The 17118-nt window shown below is 69.9% G+C and carries 15 protein-coding genes; all 15 read right to left on the bottom strand.

What is annotated here, in order from left to right; all coding sequences use genetic code 11:
• Nucleotides 1-90: 90 nt before the first annotated feature.
• The gene (locus BMY07_RS11695) at nt 91-1098 is read right to left on the bottom strand and encodes a polyprenyl synthetase family protein (protein ID WP_245782330.1); all 1008 of its coding nucleotides are present in this window, start codon (nt 1096-1098) and stop codon (nt 91-93) included.
• A gap of 136 nt (nt 1099-1234) precedes the next feature.
• Nucleotides 1235-2815, bottom strand: coding sequence for an NADH-quinone oxidoreductase subunit NuoN (gene nuoN / locus BMY07_RS11690; RefSeq protein ID WP_092778291.1), 1581 nt, complete (start codon nt 2813-2815; stop codon nt 1235-1237).
• The gene (locus tag BMY07_RS11685) at nt 2815-4419 is read right to left on the bottom strand and encodes an NADH-quinone oxidoreductase subunit M (RefSeq protein ID WP_092777508.1); all 1605 of its coding nucleotides are present in this window, start codon (nt 4417-4419) and stop codon (nt 2815-2817) included. The genes nuoN and BMY07_RS11685 overlap by 1 nt, the downstream gene beginning before the upstream one ends.
• Entirely contained in the window at nt 4416-6371 is a 1956-nt protein-coding gene (gene nuoL, locus BMY07_RS11680; protein WP_425426270.1) for an NADH-quinone oxidoreductase subunit L, read from the bottom strand. The genes BMY07_RS11685 and nuoL overlap by 4 nt, the downstream gene beginning before the upstream one ends.
• Before the next feature lie 12 nt (nt 6372-6383).
• Nucleotides 6384-6683: an NADH-quinone oxidoreductase subunit NuoK gene (gene nuoK, locus BMY07_RS11675; RefSeq protein WP_092777506.1), complete on the bottom strand. Its 300-nt coding sequence runs from the start codon at nt 6681-6683 to the stop codon at nt 6384-6386.
• Nucleotides 6680-7516, bottom strand: coding sequence for an NADH-quinone oxidoreductase subunit J (locus BMY07_RS11670; RefSeq protein WP_092777504.1), 837 nt, complete (start codon nt 7514-7516; stop codon nt 6680-6682). Before BMY07_RS11670 ends, nuoK begins: the two co-directional genes overlap by 4 nt.
• Nucleotides 7513-8040 (bottom strand): NADH-quinone oxidoreductase subunit NuoI, encoded by a 528-nt coding sequence (nuoI, locus tag BMY07_RS11665; RefSeq protein WP_092777502.1) that lies wholly within the window; start codon nt 8038-8040, stop codon nt 7513-7515. The genes BMY07_RS11670 and nuoI overlap by 4 nt, the downstream gene beginning before the upstream one ends.
• Complete coding sequence (gene nuoH / locus BMY07_RS11660) at nt 8037-9338, bottom strand: NADH-quinone oxidoreductase subunit NuoH (RefSeq protein ID WP_092777500.1); 1302 nt, start codon at nt 9336-9338, stop codon at nt 8037-8039. The genes nuoI and nuoH overlap by 4 nt, the downstream gene beginning before the upstream one ends.
• Nucleotides 9335-11776, bottom strand: a complete 2442-nt coding sequence (locus tag BMY07_RS11655) for an NADH-quinone oxidoreductase subunit G (protein ID WP_092777498.1) — start codon at nt 11774-11776, stop codon at nt 9335-9337. Before BMY07_RS11655 ends, nuoH begins: the two co-directional genes overlap by 4 nt.
• Nucleotides 11773-13086, bottom strand: a complete 1314-nt coding sequence (gene nuoF / locus BMY07_RS11650) for an NADH-quinone oxidoreductase subunit NuoF (RefSeq protein ID WP_177215543.1) — start codon at nt 13084-13086, stop codon at nt 11773-11775. Before nuoF ends, BMY07_RS11655 begins: the two co-directional genes overlap by 4 nt.
• A complete protein-coding gene (nuoE, locus tag BMY07_RS11645) occupies nt 13083-13943 on the bottom strand; it encodes an NADH-quinone oxidoreductase subunit NuoE (protein ID WP_092777496.1) in 861 nt (286 codons plus the stop codon). Before nuoE ends, nuoF begins: the two co-directional genes overlap by 4 nt.
• Nucleotides 13940-15265, bottom strand: coding sequence for an NADH-quinone oxidoreductase subunit D (locus tag BMY07_RS11640; RefSeq protein WP_092777494.1), 1326 nt, complete (start codon nt 15263-15265; stop codon nt 13940-13942). The genes nuoE and BMY07_RS11640 overlap by 4 nt, the downstream gene beginning before the upstream one ends.
• The gene (locus BMY07_RS11635) at nt 15262-16059 is read right to left on the bottom strand and encodes an NADH-quinone oxidoreductase subunit C (RefSeq protein WP_092777492.1); all 798 of its coding nucleotides are present in this window, start codon (nt 16057-16059) and stop codon (nt 15262-15264) included. The genes BMY07_RS11640 and BMY07_RS11635 overlap by 4 nt, the downstream gene beginning before the upstream one ends.
• A gap of 4 nt (nt 16060-16063) precedes the next feature.
• Complete coding sequence (locus tag BMY07_RS11630) at nt 16064-16615, bottom strand: NuoB/complex I 20 kDa subunit family protein (RefSeq protein ID WP_092777490.1); 552 nt, start codon at nt 16613-16615, stop codon at nt 16064-16066.
• 16 nt (nt 16616-16631) lie between these two features.
• Nucleotides 16632-17048 (bottom strand): NADH-quinone oxidoreductase subunit A, encoded by a 417-nt coding sequence (locus BMY07_RS11625; RefSeq protein WP_425426283.1) that lies wholly within the window; start codon nt 17046-17048, stop codon nt 16632-16634.
• Nucleotides 17049-17118 lie beyond the last annotated feature (70 nt).

Genomic DNA, 17118 nt, shown 5'->3' with positions numbered 1-17118 from the left:
CCTAGGGGAGGTTACTGCGACGCGTCGGACCATCGGCGGCATGCCGCGCAATTAGCCGCTACGTCACAGTTCGGTACGCGCCAGGGTGCCTCATCGGGTTCGGGCGACTACATAACGTGTCAGTAGCTCGAGCGCGTCGCGGGCGGCGCACCCCGGCAGAGCGGCCAATTCCGCGTACGCGCGGTCGGCGTAGGAGTCCAGCGTCCGCCGGGCGCGGTCTAGACCACCCGATCGGCGCAGCAGCTCCAGCGCCTCGTCGACCTCCGCGTCGTCGGTGATCGGCGCGGCCAGCAGCTGGTGCAGCCGGGCGTCGCCGCCGTCGGCGAGCGCGTAGAGCATCGGCAGCGTCCGCACGCCCTCGCGCAGGTCGGTGCCGGGCGTCTTGCCGGACTCGTCGGCGGGCGAGGCGATGTCGATGACGTCGTCGGAGATCTGGAACGCGGCGCCGATGATCTCGCCGAAGCGGCACAGCGCGTGCACCTCGGCCGGGGAGGCACCGGAGAACATGGCGCCGTAGCGGCCGGAGGTGGCGATCAGCGAGCCGGTCTTCTGCGCGATCACCGACAGGTAGTGCTCGATCGGGTCGCTGTCGCCGGGGCCGACGGTCTCGCGCATCTGCCCGGTGACCAGCTCGCGCATGGTCTCGGCGATCACCCTGGTGGCGTCGGCGCCGAGGTCGGCGACCAGCATCGAGGCGTGCGCGAACAGGAAGTCGCCGGTGAGGATGGCCACCGAGTTGTTCCACCTGGCGTTCGCGCTCGCGTCGCCGCGGCGCATGGTGGCCTCGTCCATCACGTCGTCGTGGTAGAGCGTCGCCAGGTGCACCAGCTCGACCGCGGCGGCCGCGGTGATGACGTGCTCGGTGCTGCCCTGGTTGAACTGGGCCGACAGCAGCGTGAACAGCGGGCGGAAGCGCTTGCCCCCGGCCTTCACCAGGTGCAGCGCGGCCTCGTCGACGAACTCGAAGTCGCTGTGCACGACCTGGCGCAGCAGCGACTCGACATTGGCCAGCCCGGCGGTGACGGTGCCGACGAGTGCCGGGTCGGCGTCGTCGAGCCCCAGGAACGCGGGGATGCCGGAGTTCTCGGTGGTGGTCACGGCGGCGGCACTCCTGATCAGCTGTGGCTGTGGAATGCCGAGCCTACTTGGCATCCCGCCGTGACCAGGCCTGGATGTCTCGAAGGCCACCCCCCGGGTGGGAGGTGGCCTTCGCGACAGGACAACCGATCTCGGGTTACCGGATGGCGAACACACCGCTCGACGCCCAGTCGAGGGCGAAGGCCGGGGCGATGCCCAGCAGCAGCGTGATGATGACGCCGAGGGTGATCGCGGCGGTGGTGAACGCCCCCGGCACGGTGACCGTGGGACCGTCCGCGGCGGGCTCGCTGAAGTACATCAGCACGATCACCCGCAGGTAGAAGAACGCGGCCACCGCGGAGGCGACCAGCGCCACCACGACCAGCGGGCCCATGCCGTCGGAGAGCGCGGCCTCGAACACCACGAACTTGCCGACGAACCCGCTGGTGAGCGGGATGCCCGCGAGCGCGAGCAGCAGGAAGGTGAACACCGCGGCCAGCAGCGGCGACCGCTTCGCCAACCCGGCCCACTGCGACAGGTGCGTCGCCTCGCCGGAGGAGTCGCGCACCAGGCTGATCACGCCGAAGGTGGCGATCGTGGTGAAGCCGTAGGTGAGCAGGTAGAACAGCGTGCTGGACAGGCCCTTCTCGGTGACCGCGATGGAGCCGATGAGCAGGAAGCCCGCGTGCGCCACCGAGGAGTAGGCGATCATCCGCTTGACGTCGGTCTGGGTCAGGCCGAGCACCGCGCCGATGACCATCGACACGATCGCCACACCCCAGAGCACCCCGCGCCACTCCCACTGGGTCGACTCCAGCGCGACCTGCAGCACGCGCAGGATCCCGCCGAACGCGGCGACCTTGGTGCAGGCGGCCATGAACGCGGTGACCGGGGTCGGCGCGCCCTGGTAGACGTCCGGGGTCCAGGTGTGGAACGGACCGACGGCCGCCTTGAACAGCAGGCCGACCACCAGCAGGCCCATGCCCGCGAACAGCAGCGTGTCGGAGCGGTCACTGCCCGCGGCCGCCTCGGAGATGTCGGCCAGGCGGACCGAGCCTGCGTAGCCGTAGAGCAGCGCGACGCCGTAGAGGAAGAACGCCGAGGCGAACGCGCCGAGCAGGAAGTACTTGACCGCGGCCTCCTGCGAGAGCAGGCGGCGACGGCGGGCCAGGCCGCACATCAGGTACAGCGGCAGCGACAGCACTTCCAGCGCGACGAACATCGTCAGCAGGTCGTTGGCCGCGCAGAAGACCATCATGCCGCCGAGCGCGAACAGCGTCAGCGGGAAGACCTCGGTCTGCATGCCGGTCGAGCCGACCTGCGCGCGGTCCTGCACGGTGCCGGGGCGGATCGCCGCGGTGGCCACGAACGCTCCGCCCGGCTCGACCGAGCGGTCGGCGATCAGCAGCACCGCGCCCAGGGAGAGCGCGAGCAGCGTCCCCCACAGGAACAGCGCGGGCCGGTCGACGGCCAGCGTGCCGAACATCGCGGTCTCCCCGGCCGCCGGGGCGCCGGAGACGTAGGTGACGAGCTTGACGCCCGCGGCCACGATGGTCAGCAGGGTCAGCACGACCTGGCCGGGCCAGCGCAGGTGCTTGGGCAGCAGGGCCTCGAACAGCACGCTCAGGCACGCCGCGCCGAGCACGATGAGGATCGGCCAGATCGCCGTCAGCGGGGGCGCCTCGGCCCTGGCGGGGGCGGGCGCCTGCTCCTGGGCGAGCAGGAGCACGGAGGACATCACCGACACTGCAACTGCCTCTCTCCAGACTGGACCGGGTCGGCCAGGGCCGCCTGGCACATCGTGGCGTCCACGGCCGGGGTCACGACGTCGAGCACGGGCTTCGGGAAGAACCCGAGCCCGACGATCAGCACGACCAGCGGGGCGAGGACCAGCTTCTCCCGACCGCTCAGGTCGGCGATCGCCTTCTTCGCGCCGACCGCGGGGTCGACCATCGTGCCCGGCCCGCCCGCGGCGCCGACCAGGGCGTCACCGCGCACCGGGCCCTGCATGATCCGCTGGTAGAGCCAGAGCACGTAGAGCGCGGCGAGGACCATGCCGACCGTGGCGATGATCGTGTAGACCGGTGCGTTGGGGAAGGAGCCGATGAGCACCAGGAACTCGCTGACGAACGAGTTGGTGCCCGGCAGCGACATCGAGCTCAGGCCCGCGATGAGCAGCATGGCCGCCAGCACCGGGGTCAGCTTGGCCATGCCGCCGTAGTCGGCGACCCTGGTCGAGCCGCCTCGGGCGATCACCATGCCGACCACCAGGATCAGCATCCCGGTGGCGATGCTGTGGTTGACCATGTAGGTGACCGAGCCGACCATCGCCTGCGAGCTGAAGGCGAAGATGCCGAGCGCGATGAAGCCGAAGTGCGCGATGGAGACGTAGGCGAGGAACCGCTTGATGTCGCGCTGCCCGGTCGCCAGCATCGACCCGTAGATCACGCCGACGACGGCGAGCACCAGCACCAGCGGCGCGAGTTCCTTGCTGGCCAGCGGGAACATCGGCAGCAGGTAGCGCAGGAAGCCGAAGGTGCCGACCTTGTCCAGGATGCCGACCAGCAGGACGGCCACCCCGATCGGCGCCTCGGCGGTCGCGTCCGGCAGCCAGGTGTGCAGCGGGACCAGCGGCGCCTTGATCGCGAAGGCGGCGAAGAAGCCGAGGAACAGCCAGACCTGGGTCTCCAGCGGCGCGGTGCTGACCACCTTGACCAGCTCGGCCCACTCGAAGGTGCCGGTGCCGTTCTGCTCGACGGCGAGCACGTAGCAGCCGATCACCGAGGCCAGCATGATCAGGCCGCCGAGGAACGAGTACAGGAAGAACTTCACCGCCGCGTACTGCCTGCGCGCCCCGCCGTAGGAGCCGATCAGGAAGTACATCGGGATCAGCATGATCTCGAACAGCACGTAGAACAGGAACACGTCGGTCGCGGCGAACACACCGACGGTCAGCGCCTGCTCCAGCAGGATCAGCGCGAAGAAGCCGCCCTTGGTGCGGCCCTCCGGCAGCTTGTCCACCCAGCCCGCGCCGATCACCAGCGGCACCAGCAGGCCGATGACCGCGATCATCACCAGGGCGATGCCGTCGACGGCGAACGAGATGTGCACGCCGAAGGCGGGGATCCAGTCGAACGAGAAGGCCTGCTGCAGCCGGGCACCGCTCGGTTCGAACTGGACCCAGGCCACCACGGCGAGCGCGAACTCGGCGAGGGAGAAGGCCAGCGCGGCCGACTTGGCGGTCTTGTCGTTGCCGCGCAGCGCGACCACGACGGCGGCGCCGACCAGCGGCAGCAGCAGCAACGCCGCCAGCAGCCAGGACCCGGTCGAGGAGGTGCTCATGCGAACCTCACCATCAGCAGTGCGGCGATCACCAGGATCGACCCTCCGAGCATGGACAGCGCGTACGAGCGGACGAAGCCGGTCTGCAGCCTGCGCAGTCGACCCGAGCTACCGCCCAGGCCTGCCGCGATGCCGTTGACCAGTCCGTCGACGCCGCGGTTGTCGACGAACACCAGGAACCTGGTGAGCCAGACACCGGGGCGGGCGAACAGCGCCTCGTTGAGGTGGTTGCCGTAGAGGTCGGCGCGCGCGGCGCGGACCGGGAAGGACACCCGCTGCGGCCGGGTGACCGGCTGCTCGCGGCGACCGAACAGGGCGAAGGCGATGCCCGCGCCGATGGCCGAGATGGCCACGGTGAGGATCGCGATCACGGTGTGCGAGAGCGGACCGTGCTCCTCGACCAGCTCGCCGAGCGTGGGGGACAGCCACTCGGGGAGCATGCCGGACAGCACGGCACCGGCGCCGACCGAGCCGACCGCCAGGACGATCATCGGCAGCGTCATGGTCCAGCCGGACTCGTGCGGGTGGTAGGCCCGACCGTCCTCGCTCTTGAGGTTCTCCCAGCGCGGCTTGCCCAGGAACACCAGGATCAGCAGGCGGGTCATGTAGAACGCGGTCAGGCCCGCGCCCAGCAGCGCGATGCCGCCGAAGACCCAGCCGCGGCTGCCGCCCTCGCTGAACGCCGCGGCGATGATGGCGTCCTTGGAGAAGTAGCCGGACAGGAACGGGAACCCGATCAGCGCCAGGTAGCCCAGCGTCCAGGTGATGAAGGTGATCGGCATCTTGCGCGCGAGCCCGCCGAGGCGGCGGATGTCGCCCTCGTCGTTCATGCCGTGCATGACCGAACCGGCACCGAGGAACAGCCCGGCCTTGAAGAAGCCGTGCGTGAGCAGGTGCAGGATGCCGAAGGCGTACCCGGCCGGGCCGAGGCCGACCGCCAGGATCATGTAGCCGATCTGGCTGACCGTCGAGTAGGCCAGCACCTTCTTGAAGTCGTCGTAGGCGCAGCCGATGACGCACCCGATCAGCAGCGTCACCGCGCCGACGATCATCACGACCAGTCGGGCGTCCTCCGCCTGCGGCAGCGAGTACAGCGGGTTGGAGCGGGCGATGAGGTAGACGCCCGCGGTCACCATCGTCGCGGCGTGGATCAGCGCGGAGACCGGCGTCGGGCCCGCCATCGCGTCCGGGAGCCAGGCCTGCAGCGGGAACTGGCCCGACTTACCGCAGGCGCCCAGCAGCAGCAGGATGCCGATGGCCACGATCACGCCGGTCGACTGCTCGCCGATCTTGTCGAACACCACCGAGTACTGGGTGCTGCCGATGTTCTTGAACATCAGGAAGATCGCCAGCGCCAGGCCGACGTCGCCGACCCGGTTCATCAGGAACGCCTTCTTCGCCGCCGTGGCCGCGAAGTCCTTGCCCTGGTACCAGCCGATCAGCAGGTAGGAGGCGAGGCCGACGCCCTCCCAGCCGAAGTAGAGGGTCACGAAGCCGTTGCCCAGCACCAGCAGCAGCATGGCCGAGACGAACAGGTTCAGGTAGGCGAAGAACCGCCGCCGGTCCCGGTCGTCGGACATGTAGCCGATCGAGTAGATGTGGATCAGCGACCCGACCCCGGTGATCAGCAGCACGAAGGTCAGCGACAGCGGGTCGATGCGCAGTCCGAACTCGACGTTCAGGCTGTGGATCGAGATCCAGTCGAACAGGTGCGCTTCGCGCGTGCGGTCGTCGGCGGCCAACGACGTGGTGTCGAAGAACAGCAGCACGGCGTAGACGAACGCGGCGATGACCGTGGCGCTGCCCAGCAGGTGGCCCCACTTGTCGGCGCGGCGGCCCGCGATGAGCAGCACGGCGGCGCCGAGCGCGGGCAGCGCGAGCAGCAGCCACGCGAGGTTGGCGATCCCGGAGGCCTGCTGCACCTCGGCCGCCAGGTTGATGGTTCCCGTCACCGGAGGTTCCCCTTAGTACTTCAGCAGGTTGGAATCGTCGACCGACGCGGTCCGGCGAGTCCGGAAGATCGACATGATGATCGCCAGACCCACCACGACCTCGGCCGCGGCGACGACCATCACGAAGAACGCCATGATCTGGCCGTCGAGGCTGCCGTTGATCCGCGCGAAGGTCACCAGCGAGAGGTTCACCGCGTTGAGCATCAGCTCGATGCACATGAACACCACGATGGCGTTGCGGCGCACCAGGACGCCGACGGCGCCGATGGTGAACAGCAGCGCGGACAGCAGCAGGTAGTACGTCGGGGTCACGACTCCTCCTTGCCTGGGGCGAGCGCGCGGGCGTCCGGGCCGGGCAGGGTGCCCGCGACGGCCTTGCGCTCCTCGTCGAGCTTGGCCGAGGCGGTCGCGTCGATGAGCCGCGAGAGCGACTCCTCGGCGACGGAGCCGTCCGGCAGCAGCGCCGGGGTGGCGACCGAGTTGGACGTGGCGAACACACCGGGCCCCGGCAGCGGGGACGGCCGGTCGTGCTCACCGCGGAAGCGGGCCTCGACCAGTTCCTTCTGGGTCTTGCGGCCGCGCACGTGCCGGTCGACGTAGCCGAGCACCATCGCGCCGACGGCCGCGGTGATGAGCAGCGCCGAGGTCAGCTCGAACGGGAAGACGTAGTCGGTGAACAGGGCCTTGCCGATGTTGAAGACGTTGCCCTGCCCGCCGTTGGCGGTCTCGCCTGCCAGCCCGACCGGCCGGACGTCGGTGAGCGCGCGGGCCACCGCGGCCACGATCAGCACCGCGAGGCCGACGCCGAACACCGTCGCCCACAGCCGCTGCCCGCGCAGCACCTCGACCACCGAGTCCGAGGAGTCCCGCCCGACCAGCATCAGCACGAACAGGAACAGCATCATGATCGCGCCGGTGTAGACGATGATCTGCACGAAGCCCAGGAACGGGCCCTGCTGGACCATGTAGATGACACCGAGGCTGAGCATGGTCAGCACCAGGAACAGCGCGGAGTGCACCGCGTTGCGGGCGAAGATCATGCCGAGCCCGCCAGCGAGGGCGAGCGGGCCGAGCACCCAGAACGCGATCGCCTCACCGGTGGTGACGTGGGTGGCCGCCTGCTGGGCCAGCAGCAGCGCGCTCACTTGGCCGCCTCCGCGTTGCGGGCCAGCTGCGGGCCGTTGACGTAGTAGTCCTGCTCGTTGTCGCCGAGCCGCATCGGGTGCGGCGGCTGCTCCATGCCGGGCAGCAGCGGCGCGAGCAGCTGCTCCTTGGTGTAGATCAGCCGCTGCCGGTCGTCGTCGGCGAGCTCGAAGTCGTTGAGCATGGTCAGCGACCTGGTCGGGCAGGCCTCGATGCACAGGCCGCAGCCGATGCAGCGCAGGTAGTTGATCTGGTAGTCGGCGCCGTAGCGCTCACCCGGGGAGTAGCGGTCGTCCTCGGTGTTGTCGCCGCCCTCGACGAAGATCGCGTCGGCCGGGCAGGCCCAGGCGCACAGCTCGCAGCCGACGCACTTCTCCAGCCCGTCCGGGTGCCGGTTGAGCTGGTGGCGACCGTGGTAGCGGGGCGCGGTGCCCGGGAAGTTCTCCGGGTACTCCTCGGTGACGACCTTCTTGAACATGGTCGAGAAGGTGACGCCAAACCCCTTGAGGGGGTCGAAGATGCTCACTGCTCAGTCTCCTTCTGGGCACCCGCGGCGGCACCGACGGCGGCCTTCTCCCGCCTGCGGCGGACCCTCGGCTTGAGGTCGGCCTTGTCCGGGACCTTCAGGTCCAGCGGCGGGACCGGGTACCCGCCACCGGTGACCGGGACGATCGGGCCGTCCTGCTTGGGCGCGCGTTCCGGCAGCAGGAACACCACGCCGACCAGGACGGCGAGCACGATGCCGATGGTGATCAGGACCGTGCTGGAGGAGATGTCGTTCTCGTTGCGCAGCGCGCGCATGCCGACCACGAGCACGATCCAGACCAGGTTGGCCGGGACGAGGACCTTCCAGCCCAGCCGCATGAACTGGTCGTAGCGCATCCGGGGCAGCGTGCCGCGCAGCCAGATGAACACGAACAGGAAGATCCAGGTCTTGCCGAAGAACCACAACAGCGGCCACCAGCCGGTGTTGAAGTAGTTGTCGTCGATCAGCGAGATCGGCCACGGCGCCATGTACCCGCCGAAGAACAGCGTGGTGCAGAACGCGGAGACGATGACCATGTTGACGTACTCGGCGAGGAAGAACAGCGCGAACTTCATCGAGCTGTACTCGGTGTGGAAGCCGCCGACCAGCTCCGACTCGGCCTCGGGGAGGTCGAACGGCGCCCGGTTGGTCTCACCGATCATCGAGATGAAGTAGATGAGGAAGCTGGGGATCAGCAGGTAGAAGTACCAGCCGCTGGCCTGCCGGTCCACGATGTCGCCGGTGGACAGCGATCCCGAGTAGAGGATGACGGCCACGATGGACAGTCCCATCGCGATCTCGTAGGAGATCACCTGCGCCGCCGAGCGCAGACCGCCGAGCAGCGGGTACGGGGAGCCGGACGCCCAGCCCGCGAGCACGATGCCGTAGACGCCCATCGACGAGCAGGCCAGCACCACCAGCACACCGACCGGCAGGTCGACCAGCTGCAGCACGGTGCGCTCGCCGAAGATCGAGACCTCCGGGCCGAACGGGATCACCGACAGCGCCAGGAACGCCGGGATGGTGGACATGATCGGGGCCAGGAAGTAGACCTTCCGGTCCGCGGTGTCCGGGATGATCTGCTCCTTGAACGGGAGCTTGATCGCGTCGGCGATGGACTGGAACCAGCCGTTGGGGCCGACCCGGTTGGGACCGGGTCGGTGCTGCATCCTGGCGACGATCTTGCGCTCCAGGATGATCATGGCCATCGTCGCCACCGCGCCGAGCAGCAGCAGCGCGACCGCCTTGATCAGGATGAGCCAGATCGGGTCGTCGGCCAGGAGTTGGGCCCTGGTCATGAATTGCCTCCAGTCACCGTCACCACGGCGCCGTGGCCGACCCCGAGGGTCCTGCGCACGGTCGAGCCCGCGGAGTTGCCGGGCAGCCAGACGACACCGTCGGGCAGGTCCGCGATCCGCACCGGCACGGTGACCGCGCCGCGGTCGGACGCCACCGTCGCGGTGCCCGCGACACCGAGGTCGGTCGCGGTCTTGAGGGAGAGCCGGGCGTAGACCTGGCGGGCGGTGCCTGCCAGGTTCGGCTCACCGTCCTGCCCGGACCCGAGGTCGAGCAGCTGCCGCCAGCTGGCCAGCACGGCCTGCCCGGCACCGGCGCTCGGGGCCGCGGTGGCCGCGACGTCCGGGGCGGTGGCCGAGCGGGCGACCGAGCCGAGCCTGGCCAGGTCGGCCGCGCTCGCGGCCGGGGTCTGGGTGAACAGGTCGACGTCCATCTCGACGGCGAGCGAGTCGAGGACCCGGCCGTCGGGCAGCGCGCCGGTGCCCTCCAGGGTGTTGCCGAACTCGCGGCGGCGGCCCTCCCAGTTGAGGTAGCTGCCGGACTTCTCCACCGCGGGGGCGATCGGCAGCACCACGTCGGCCAGCGCGGTGACCGCGCTGTGCCGCAGTTCCAGGCTCACCACGAACCCGGCCTCGGCGATCGCGCGCAGCGCCAGCTCCGGGTCGGCCAGGTCGTACGGGTCGACCCCGCCGACCACCAGGCCGTCGAGCTTGTGGTTGTCGGCGGCGGCGAGGATCGCGTCGGTGTCGCGGCCCGGGGTGGCGGGCAGTGACCCGGCGGCAAGGCCCCAGGTCTGCTCGACTGCGGCGCGGGCGGCGTCGTCGGTGACCAGCCTGCCACCGGGCAGCAGGTTCGGCGCGGCACCGGCGTCGAGCGCGCCGCGCTCACCGGCCCGCCGCGGGATCCAGGCCACCTTGGCGCCGGTCTCGCCTGCCAGCCGCAGCACCGCGCTGAGCAGGCCGGGCACCCCGGCGGCGCGCTCGCCGACCAGGATCACCGACCCGGCGGCGCCGAGCGCCTCGGTGACGTCCGGGGCGTGTGCGGCGAGGCTGTCGAGCGCGGCTGGCTCGCTGCCGGGAACACAGGCGAGCAGCGTGCCGTTGGTCTTGGTGACGCTCGGCGTCGTCCACTGCCCGAGGTGGAAGACCTTCGTCCGGTTCTTGCGGGCCGCCTTGCGCAGCCGCAGGAAGACGATCGGCGCCTCCTCCTCCGGGTCGAGCGCGACCAGCAGCGCGGCCGGTGCGTGCTCGATGCCGGTGAAGGTCACCCCGGTCTCCGGGGTGGTGCCGACCACTGTGGACGCCAGGAACTCCAGCTCCTCGGCCGAGTGCGGCCGGGCCCGGAAGTCGATGTCGTTGGTGCCCAGCGCGATCCGGGCGAACTTGGCGTAGGAGTAGGCGTCCTCGACGGTCAGCCGACCGCCGGTGAGCACGCCGACGCCCTTGCCGTCACGAGCCCGGACGAGGCCTGCGGCGGCCAGTTGCAGCGCCTCGGTCCAGCTGGACTCGACCAGCCTGCCGGTGCCCGCGTCGCGCACCAGCGGCCGGGTGATCCGGTCCGGCTGGGTGCTGTAGCGGAAGGCGAACCGGCCGCGGTCGCAGATCCACTCCTCGTTGACCTCGGGGTCGTCGCCAGCGAGCTTGCGCATGACCTTGCCGCGCCGCCAGTCGGTGCGCTCCGCGCAGCCCGACGAGCAGTGCTCGCAGACGCTCGGGGTGGACACCAGGTCGAACGGGCGGGACCGGAACCGGTACGCCGCGCTGGTGAGCGCGCCGACCGGGCAGATCTGGATGGTGTTGCCGGAGAAGTACGACTGGAACGGCTTCTCCTCGGCGATCCCGATCTGCTGCTGGGCGCCGCGCTCGAGCAGCTCGATGAACGGGTCACCGGCGATCTGCGCGGAGAACCGGGTGCAGCGCTGGCAGAGCACGCAGCGCTCGCGGTCGAGCAGCACCTGGGTGGACACCGGGATCGGCTTGGCGAAGGTGCGCTTGGTCTCGACGAAGCGGGACTCGGTGCGACCGTGCGCCATCGCCTGGTTCTGCAGCGGGCACTCGCCGCCCTTGTCGCAGATCGGGCAGTCCAGCGGGTGGTTGATGAGCAGCAGCTCCATCACGCCCTGCTGCGCCTTGTCCGCCACCGGCGAGGTCAGCTGGGTCTTGACCACCATGCCGTCGGCGACGGTGATGGTGCAGGAGGCCTGCGGCTTGGGCATCGGCCGCCCACCCACCTCGACCTCGACCAGGCACTGGCGGCACGCGCCAGCCGGTTCGAGCAGCGGGTGGTCGCAGAAGCGCGGGATCTGGATGCCCAGGCGCTCCGCGGTGCGGATGACCAGCTCGCCCTTGGGGGCGTCCACCTCGTGGCCGTCGACCACCAGGCGCACGTGCCCCTCGGGCACCGGCTTGGTCGTGGTGGGGTTCTCGGGCGCGATGGTCATGACTGCGCTCCTGCGTAAGCCGGGGAGTCCTGCGCGGCGCGGTTCTGGTCGCACAGCGCCAGGAACTCGTCGCGGAAGTACTTGATGCCGCTGGTGATCGGGCTGACCGCGCCGTCACCGAGCGCGCAGAACGACCGACCGAGGATGTTGTCGCAGATGTCGAGCAGGGTGTCGATGTCGGACTCGGTGCCCTTGCCGTCGACCATCCGCTCGAGGATCCCGGTGAGCCAGTAGGTCCCCTCGCGGCACGGGGTGCACTTGCCGCAGGACTCGTGCTCGTAGAACTGGGTCCACTTCATCACCGCCCACGGCACGGACACGGTCTCGTTGAAGACCATGACCGCGGTGGTGCCCAGCATCGAGCCCGCGGCCGCCGCGCCCTCGAAGTCCAGCGGGACGTCGAGGTGCTCGGCGGTGAACATCGGAGTGGACGAGCCGCCCGGGGTCCAGAACTTGAGCGGGATGCCGTCCTTCATGCCACCGGCCAGCTCCAGCAGCTCGCGCAGCGTGGTGCCCAGCGGTGCCTCGAACTGGCCGGGGTTGGTGACGTGCCCGGAGATCGAGTAGATCTTCGGGCCTGGCGACTTCTCGGTGCCCATGGTGCGGAACCAGTCGGAGCCGCCGTTGACGATGAACGGCACGCTGGCGATGGTCTCGACGTTGTTCACCGTGGTCGGCGCGGCGTAGAGGCCTGCGGCGGCGGGGAACGGCGGCTTGAGCCGCGGCTGGCCGCGACGGCCCTCCAGCGAGTCGAGCAGCGCGGTCTCCTCACCGCAGATGTAGGCGCCTGCCCCGGCGTGGACGGTGATCTCCAGGTCGAACCCGGAGCCCAGGATGTCCTTGCCGAGGTAGCCGGCCTCGTGCGCCTCGCGCACCGCGGCGTTGAGGCGGCGGATGCAGTGCAGCGCCTCGCCGCGCACGTAGATGAAGCAGTGGTGCGACCGCATCGCGTACGAGGCGATGACGCAGCCCTCGATGAGCGAGTGCGGGTCGGCCATCATCAGCGGGATGTCCTTGCACGTGCCCGGCTCGCCCTCGTCGGCGTTGATCACCAGGTAGTGCGGCTTGTCCTCGTTGGGGGGCATGAACGACCACTTGATGCCCGCCGGGAAGCCCGCGCCGCCACGACCGCGCAGCCCGGACGCCTTCACGAGTTCGACGAGCTGCTCCGGGGTCCCCGCGAGCGCCTTGCGCAGCGCGGTGTACCCCTCCAGCTGCTCGTAGGTCTTGATCGACCACGAGGTCGGGGACAGCCAGCGCTTGGTCAGCACCGGCGTCACCGGGGCAGGCTTGTTCACCGGAGTCGTCACTTCTTCTCCACCTCCGGGAGCGGCGGGTTCGGCATGGCGGGCGCGGTCCAGCCGCGGTCCTCGGCCAGCTTGGCGCCGCGCAGGGTCTCGACCGCGGCCGACGGACCGTCCACAGTGGCCCGGTAGCCCGGCTCGTCCTCCGGCCAGAACCCGGCCAGCTCCAGCTCCGCGGTGCGGAAGTCGCGCAGCGGGGCGCCCCGGGTCGGCGCGGGCTTCTCGCCGTTGCGCAGCGCGTCGACGAGGGCGACGGCCTTCTCCGGGGTCTGGTTGTCGTAGAACTCGTAGTTGACCTGGATGACCGGACCGAGGTCGCAGGCGGCCAGGCACTCGGCGTGCTCCAGGGTGATGGAGCCGGGCGCGCCCGGCTCCCCCGCGGTCTCGTTGTGGCCGACGCGCTTGCCGTCCTCGCCGAGGTGCTCGCCGAGCTTCTTGTAGATCTCGTCGCCGCCCAGCACCGCGCACAGGGTGTTGGTGCAGACGCTGACCAGGTGCTCGCCGCAGGTCTTGCGCTTGTACATGGTGTAGAAGGTCGCCACCGCGCTGACCTCGGCCGCGGACAGGTCTAGCTGCAGGGCGCAGAACTGGATGCCCGCCTGGCTGACCCTGCCCTCGACCGACTGCACCAGGTGCAGCATCGGCAGCAGCGCCGAGCGCGCCTGCGGGTAGCGGGCGATGATCGCCTGCGCCCGCTCGACGGTCAGCGCGTCGAAGACGCTGAGGTCCTCGGCGATGTCGGTGACCAGGTGCTCGGCCTCGACCGGGGAGACGGCCAGCACGTCGGTGTCACCCACCGACGCCTGGTGCGTCCGGCCTGCGCCGACGCTGGAGCCACCGTATGTGGAACCGGTGCTGCTCAACGGTCACACCCTCCCATCACGGGGTCGATCGAGGCGACGGCCGCGATCACGTCGGCGACCTGGCCGCCCTCGGACATCGCGGGCATCGACTGCAGGTTCACGAAGCTGGGTTCGCGCACGTGCACCCGCAGCGGCCGGGTGCCGCCGTCGGAGACCAGGTGGTAGCCCAGCTCGCCGCGCGGGGACTCCACCGGCACGTACACCTGGCCTGCCGGGACGTGGAAGCCCTCGGTGACCAGCTTGAAGTGGTGGATCAGCGACTCCATCGACTGACCCATGATCTTGCGGACGTGCTCGAGGGAGTTGCCCATGCCGTCCGGGCCGATGGTCAGCTTGGCGGGCCAGGCGACCTTCTGGTCCTCGACCATCACCGGGCCCGGCTCGAGCATCTTGAGCGCCTGGCTGATGATCCGCAGCGACTGGTGGATCTCCTCGACGCGCAGCAGGTAGCGGGCGAAGGAGTCGGCGTCGTTGGAGGTGGGGACCTCGAAGTCGTACTCCTCGTAGCCCAGGTACGGCTCGGTCTTGCGCAGGTCCCACGGCAGGCCCGCGGAGCGCAGGATCGGGCCGGTGACACCGAGCGCCAGGCAGGCGTCCACCGGGAGGTAGCCGACGTCCTTGAGCCGGTTGCGCCAGATCGGCTGACCGGTCAGCAGCTTGTCGTAGTCCGGCAGGCGCTTGTTCATCGTCTGCAGGAACTCTTTGACCTTGACCTCGTAGCCGTCCGGCAGGTCCTGGGCCACGCCACCGGGGCGGATGAACGCGTGGTTCATCCGCAGGCCGGTGATGAACTCCAGCACGTGCAGCGCTTCCTCGCGCTCGCGGAAGCCGGAGGTCATCGCGGTCAGCGAGCCCAGCTCCATGCCGCCGGTGGCCAGCGCGACCAGGTGCGAGGAGATGCGGTTGATCTCCAGCAGCAGCACCCGGATGACCTGCGCCCGGCGCGGCGCCTCGATGCCGAGCAGCTTCTCCACCGCCAGGCAGTAGGCGGCCTCGTTGGACAGCGGCGCCAGGTAGTCCATCCGCGTCACGAAGGTGACGCCCTGGGTCCAGGTCCGGTACTCGCAGTTCTTCTCGATGCCGGTGTGCAGGTACCCGATCACGCTGCGGGCCTGGGTGACCGACTCGCCCTCGAGCTCGAGCACCAGCCGCAGCACGCCGTGCGTGGACGGGTGCTGCGGGCCGAGGTTGATGACGATGCGCTCGTCGTGGATGGCGTCCTCGAGGACGGTGTCCCAGTCGCCGCCGGTGACCGTGTAGACGCGGCCCTCGGTGGTGTCCCGCGAGCTCGCATCCTGGATGTTCTCGCTGCTGGTGGTCACGAGTACGACCTCCGCTGGTCCGGCGGAGGGATCTCCGCGCCCTTGTACTCCACCGGGATCCCGCCGAGCGGGTAGTCCTTGCGCTGGGGGTGGCCGTCCCAGTCGTCCGGCATGAGGATCCGGGTCAGCGCCGGGTGCCCGTCGTAGACGATGCCGAACATGTCCCAGGCCTCGCGCTCCTGCCAGTCGGAGGTCGGGTAGACCTCGACCACCGAGGGGATGTGCGCGTCGTCCACGTCGACGGCGACCTCCAGCCGGATGCGGCGGCGGTAGGTCATCGACGTGAGGTGGTAGACCGAGTGCAGGCGTTGCGGCACGTCCACCCCGTAGTCCACACCGGACACCGAGCTGCACAGCTCGAAGCGCAGCGCGGGCTCGTCGCGCAGCAGGCGGCACAGCGCGAGCAGGTGGTCGCGGTGGACGTAGTAGGTGATCTCGCCGCGGTCGACGGTGACCTGCTGGATGGCCTCGGCCGGGACCTCGCGGGTCGCCATGGCGGCGGTGAGGTCGTCGGTGAACTCGTCGAACCAGCCGCCGTAGGGCCGCTCGGCCGGGGCCGGGCTGTAGGCGGGCAGCACGAGGCCGCCGAACCCGGAGGTGTCGCCGGTGCCCGCGACGTTGAACATGCCCTTGCGGGTGCGACCGGCCTGGACCGGCTCGGCCGGGGCCTTGGTGGTGTGCCCGGCGACGGCGTTGGGCTCCTGGAGCCCCTCGGCGGGCTGCTGCGCGCTGGAGTGCGCGGCGCCCGTCTCCTTGCCCGCGTCGGCTTCCGGTGTGGTGGGGTTGTCAGCCATCAGGTCACTTCTTCTTCGCGAACTTCACGGATGAGGCAATCAGTTCCGTGCGGGCACCGCTGGCCGCTCGGATCGCGGCGCGGGTCGCGTTGATCGGCTCGTCACCGATCTTGGCGTGCAGCTTGAGGATCGCGTCGAGCAGCATCTCCGGCCGCGGCGGGCAGCCGGGCAGGTACATGTCCACCGGGACGACGTGGTCGACGCCCTGCACCACGGCGTAGTTGTTGAACATGCCGCCGGAGGACGCGCACACGCCCATCGCCAGCACCCAGCGCGGCTCGGCCATCTGGTCGTAGATCTGGCGCAGCACCGGGGCCATCTTGTTGGTCACCCGACCGGCCACGATCATCAGGTCCGCCTGGCGCGGCGAGGCCCGGAAGGCCTCCATGCCGAACCGGGCGATGTCGTAGCGCGGGCCGCCGGTGGTCATCATCTCGATGGCGCAGCAGGCCAGGCCGAACGTCGCGGGCCACAGCGAGTTCTTGCGGCCCCAGTTCACCAGCTTCTCCAGGCTGGCCAACATGATGCCGTTGGGCAGTTTCTCCTCGATACCCATGTCCGTCCGCCCCCTTTCAGTTCCAGTCGAGCCCGCCGCGCCGCCACACGTAGGCGTAGGCGAAGCCGACTGTCGCGATGAACAAGAAGATCTCGACCAGGCCGAAGAGGCCGAGGAAGTCCGCCGACACCGCGAACGGGTAGAGGAACACCATCTCGATGTCGAAGAGGATGAAGAGCATGGCGGTCAGGTAGTACGCGACCGGGACGCGGCCACCACCGATCACCGGCTGCGGCGACGGCTCGATGCCGCACTCGTACGCGGCCACCTTGGCCCGGTTGTAGCGGCTGGGCCCGAGCAGCGGCCCGAGCAGCGCGGAGAACACGGCGAAGCCGGCGGCCAGCACGAACATGACCACCAAGGGCAGGTAAACGCCCAGGTTGGACACCACATCCGGCGGCTGCGCCACCGGCGTCTGGGCTAGCTCCGTCAGCAAAGGCCTAAGCGTGGGCACCCTCGTCGTCCTTTCCCGCGTCCTCGGCCGGAACCCTATGGTCCCCGGT

It is taken from the genome of Actinokineospora terrae (assembly GCF_900111175.1).
GTDB lineage: Bacteria > Actinomycetota > Actinomycetes > Mycobacteriales > Pseudonocardiaceae > Actinokineospora > Actinokineospora terrae.
The sequence above is the reverse complement of the archived record's forward strand: the minus strand, read 5'-3'. Positions and strand labels throughout refer to the sequence as shown.

Coding starts and splice junctions, on each gene's coding strand:
- nuoH (WP_092777500.1), bottom strand. CDS start 9,338: ATGACCAGGGCCCAACTCCTGGCCGACGACCCGATCTGGCTCATCCTG.
- BMY07_RS11635 (WP_092777492.1), bottom strand. CDS start 16,059: ATGGCTGACAACCCCACCACACCGGAAGCCGACGCGGGCAAGGAGACG.
- BMY07_RS11685 (WP_092777508.1), bottom strand. CDS start 4,419: ATGAGCACCTCCTCGACCGGGTCCTGGCTGCTGGCGGCGTTGCTGCTG.
- BMY07_RS11655 (WP_092777498.1), bottom strand. CDS start 11,776: ATGACCATCGCGCCCGAGAACCCCACCACGACCAAGCCGGTGCCCGAG.
- nuoN (WP_092778291.1), bottom strand. CDS start 2,815: ATGTCCTCCGTGCTCCTGCTCGCCCAGGAGCAGGCGCCCGCCCCCGCC.
- BMY07_RS11630 (WP_092777490.1), bottom strand. CDS start 16,615: ATGGGTATCGAGGAGAAACTGCCCAACGGCATCATGTTGGCCAGCCTG.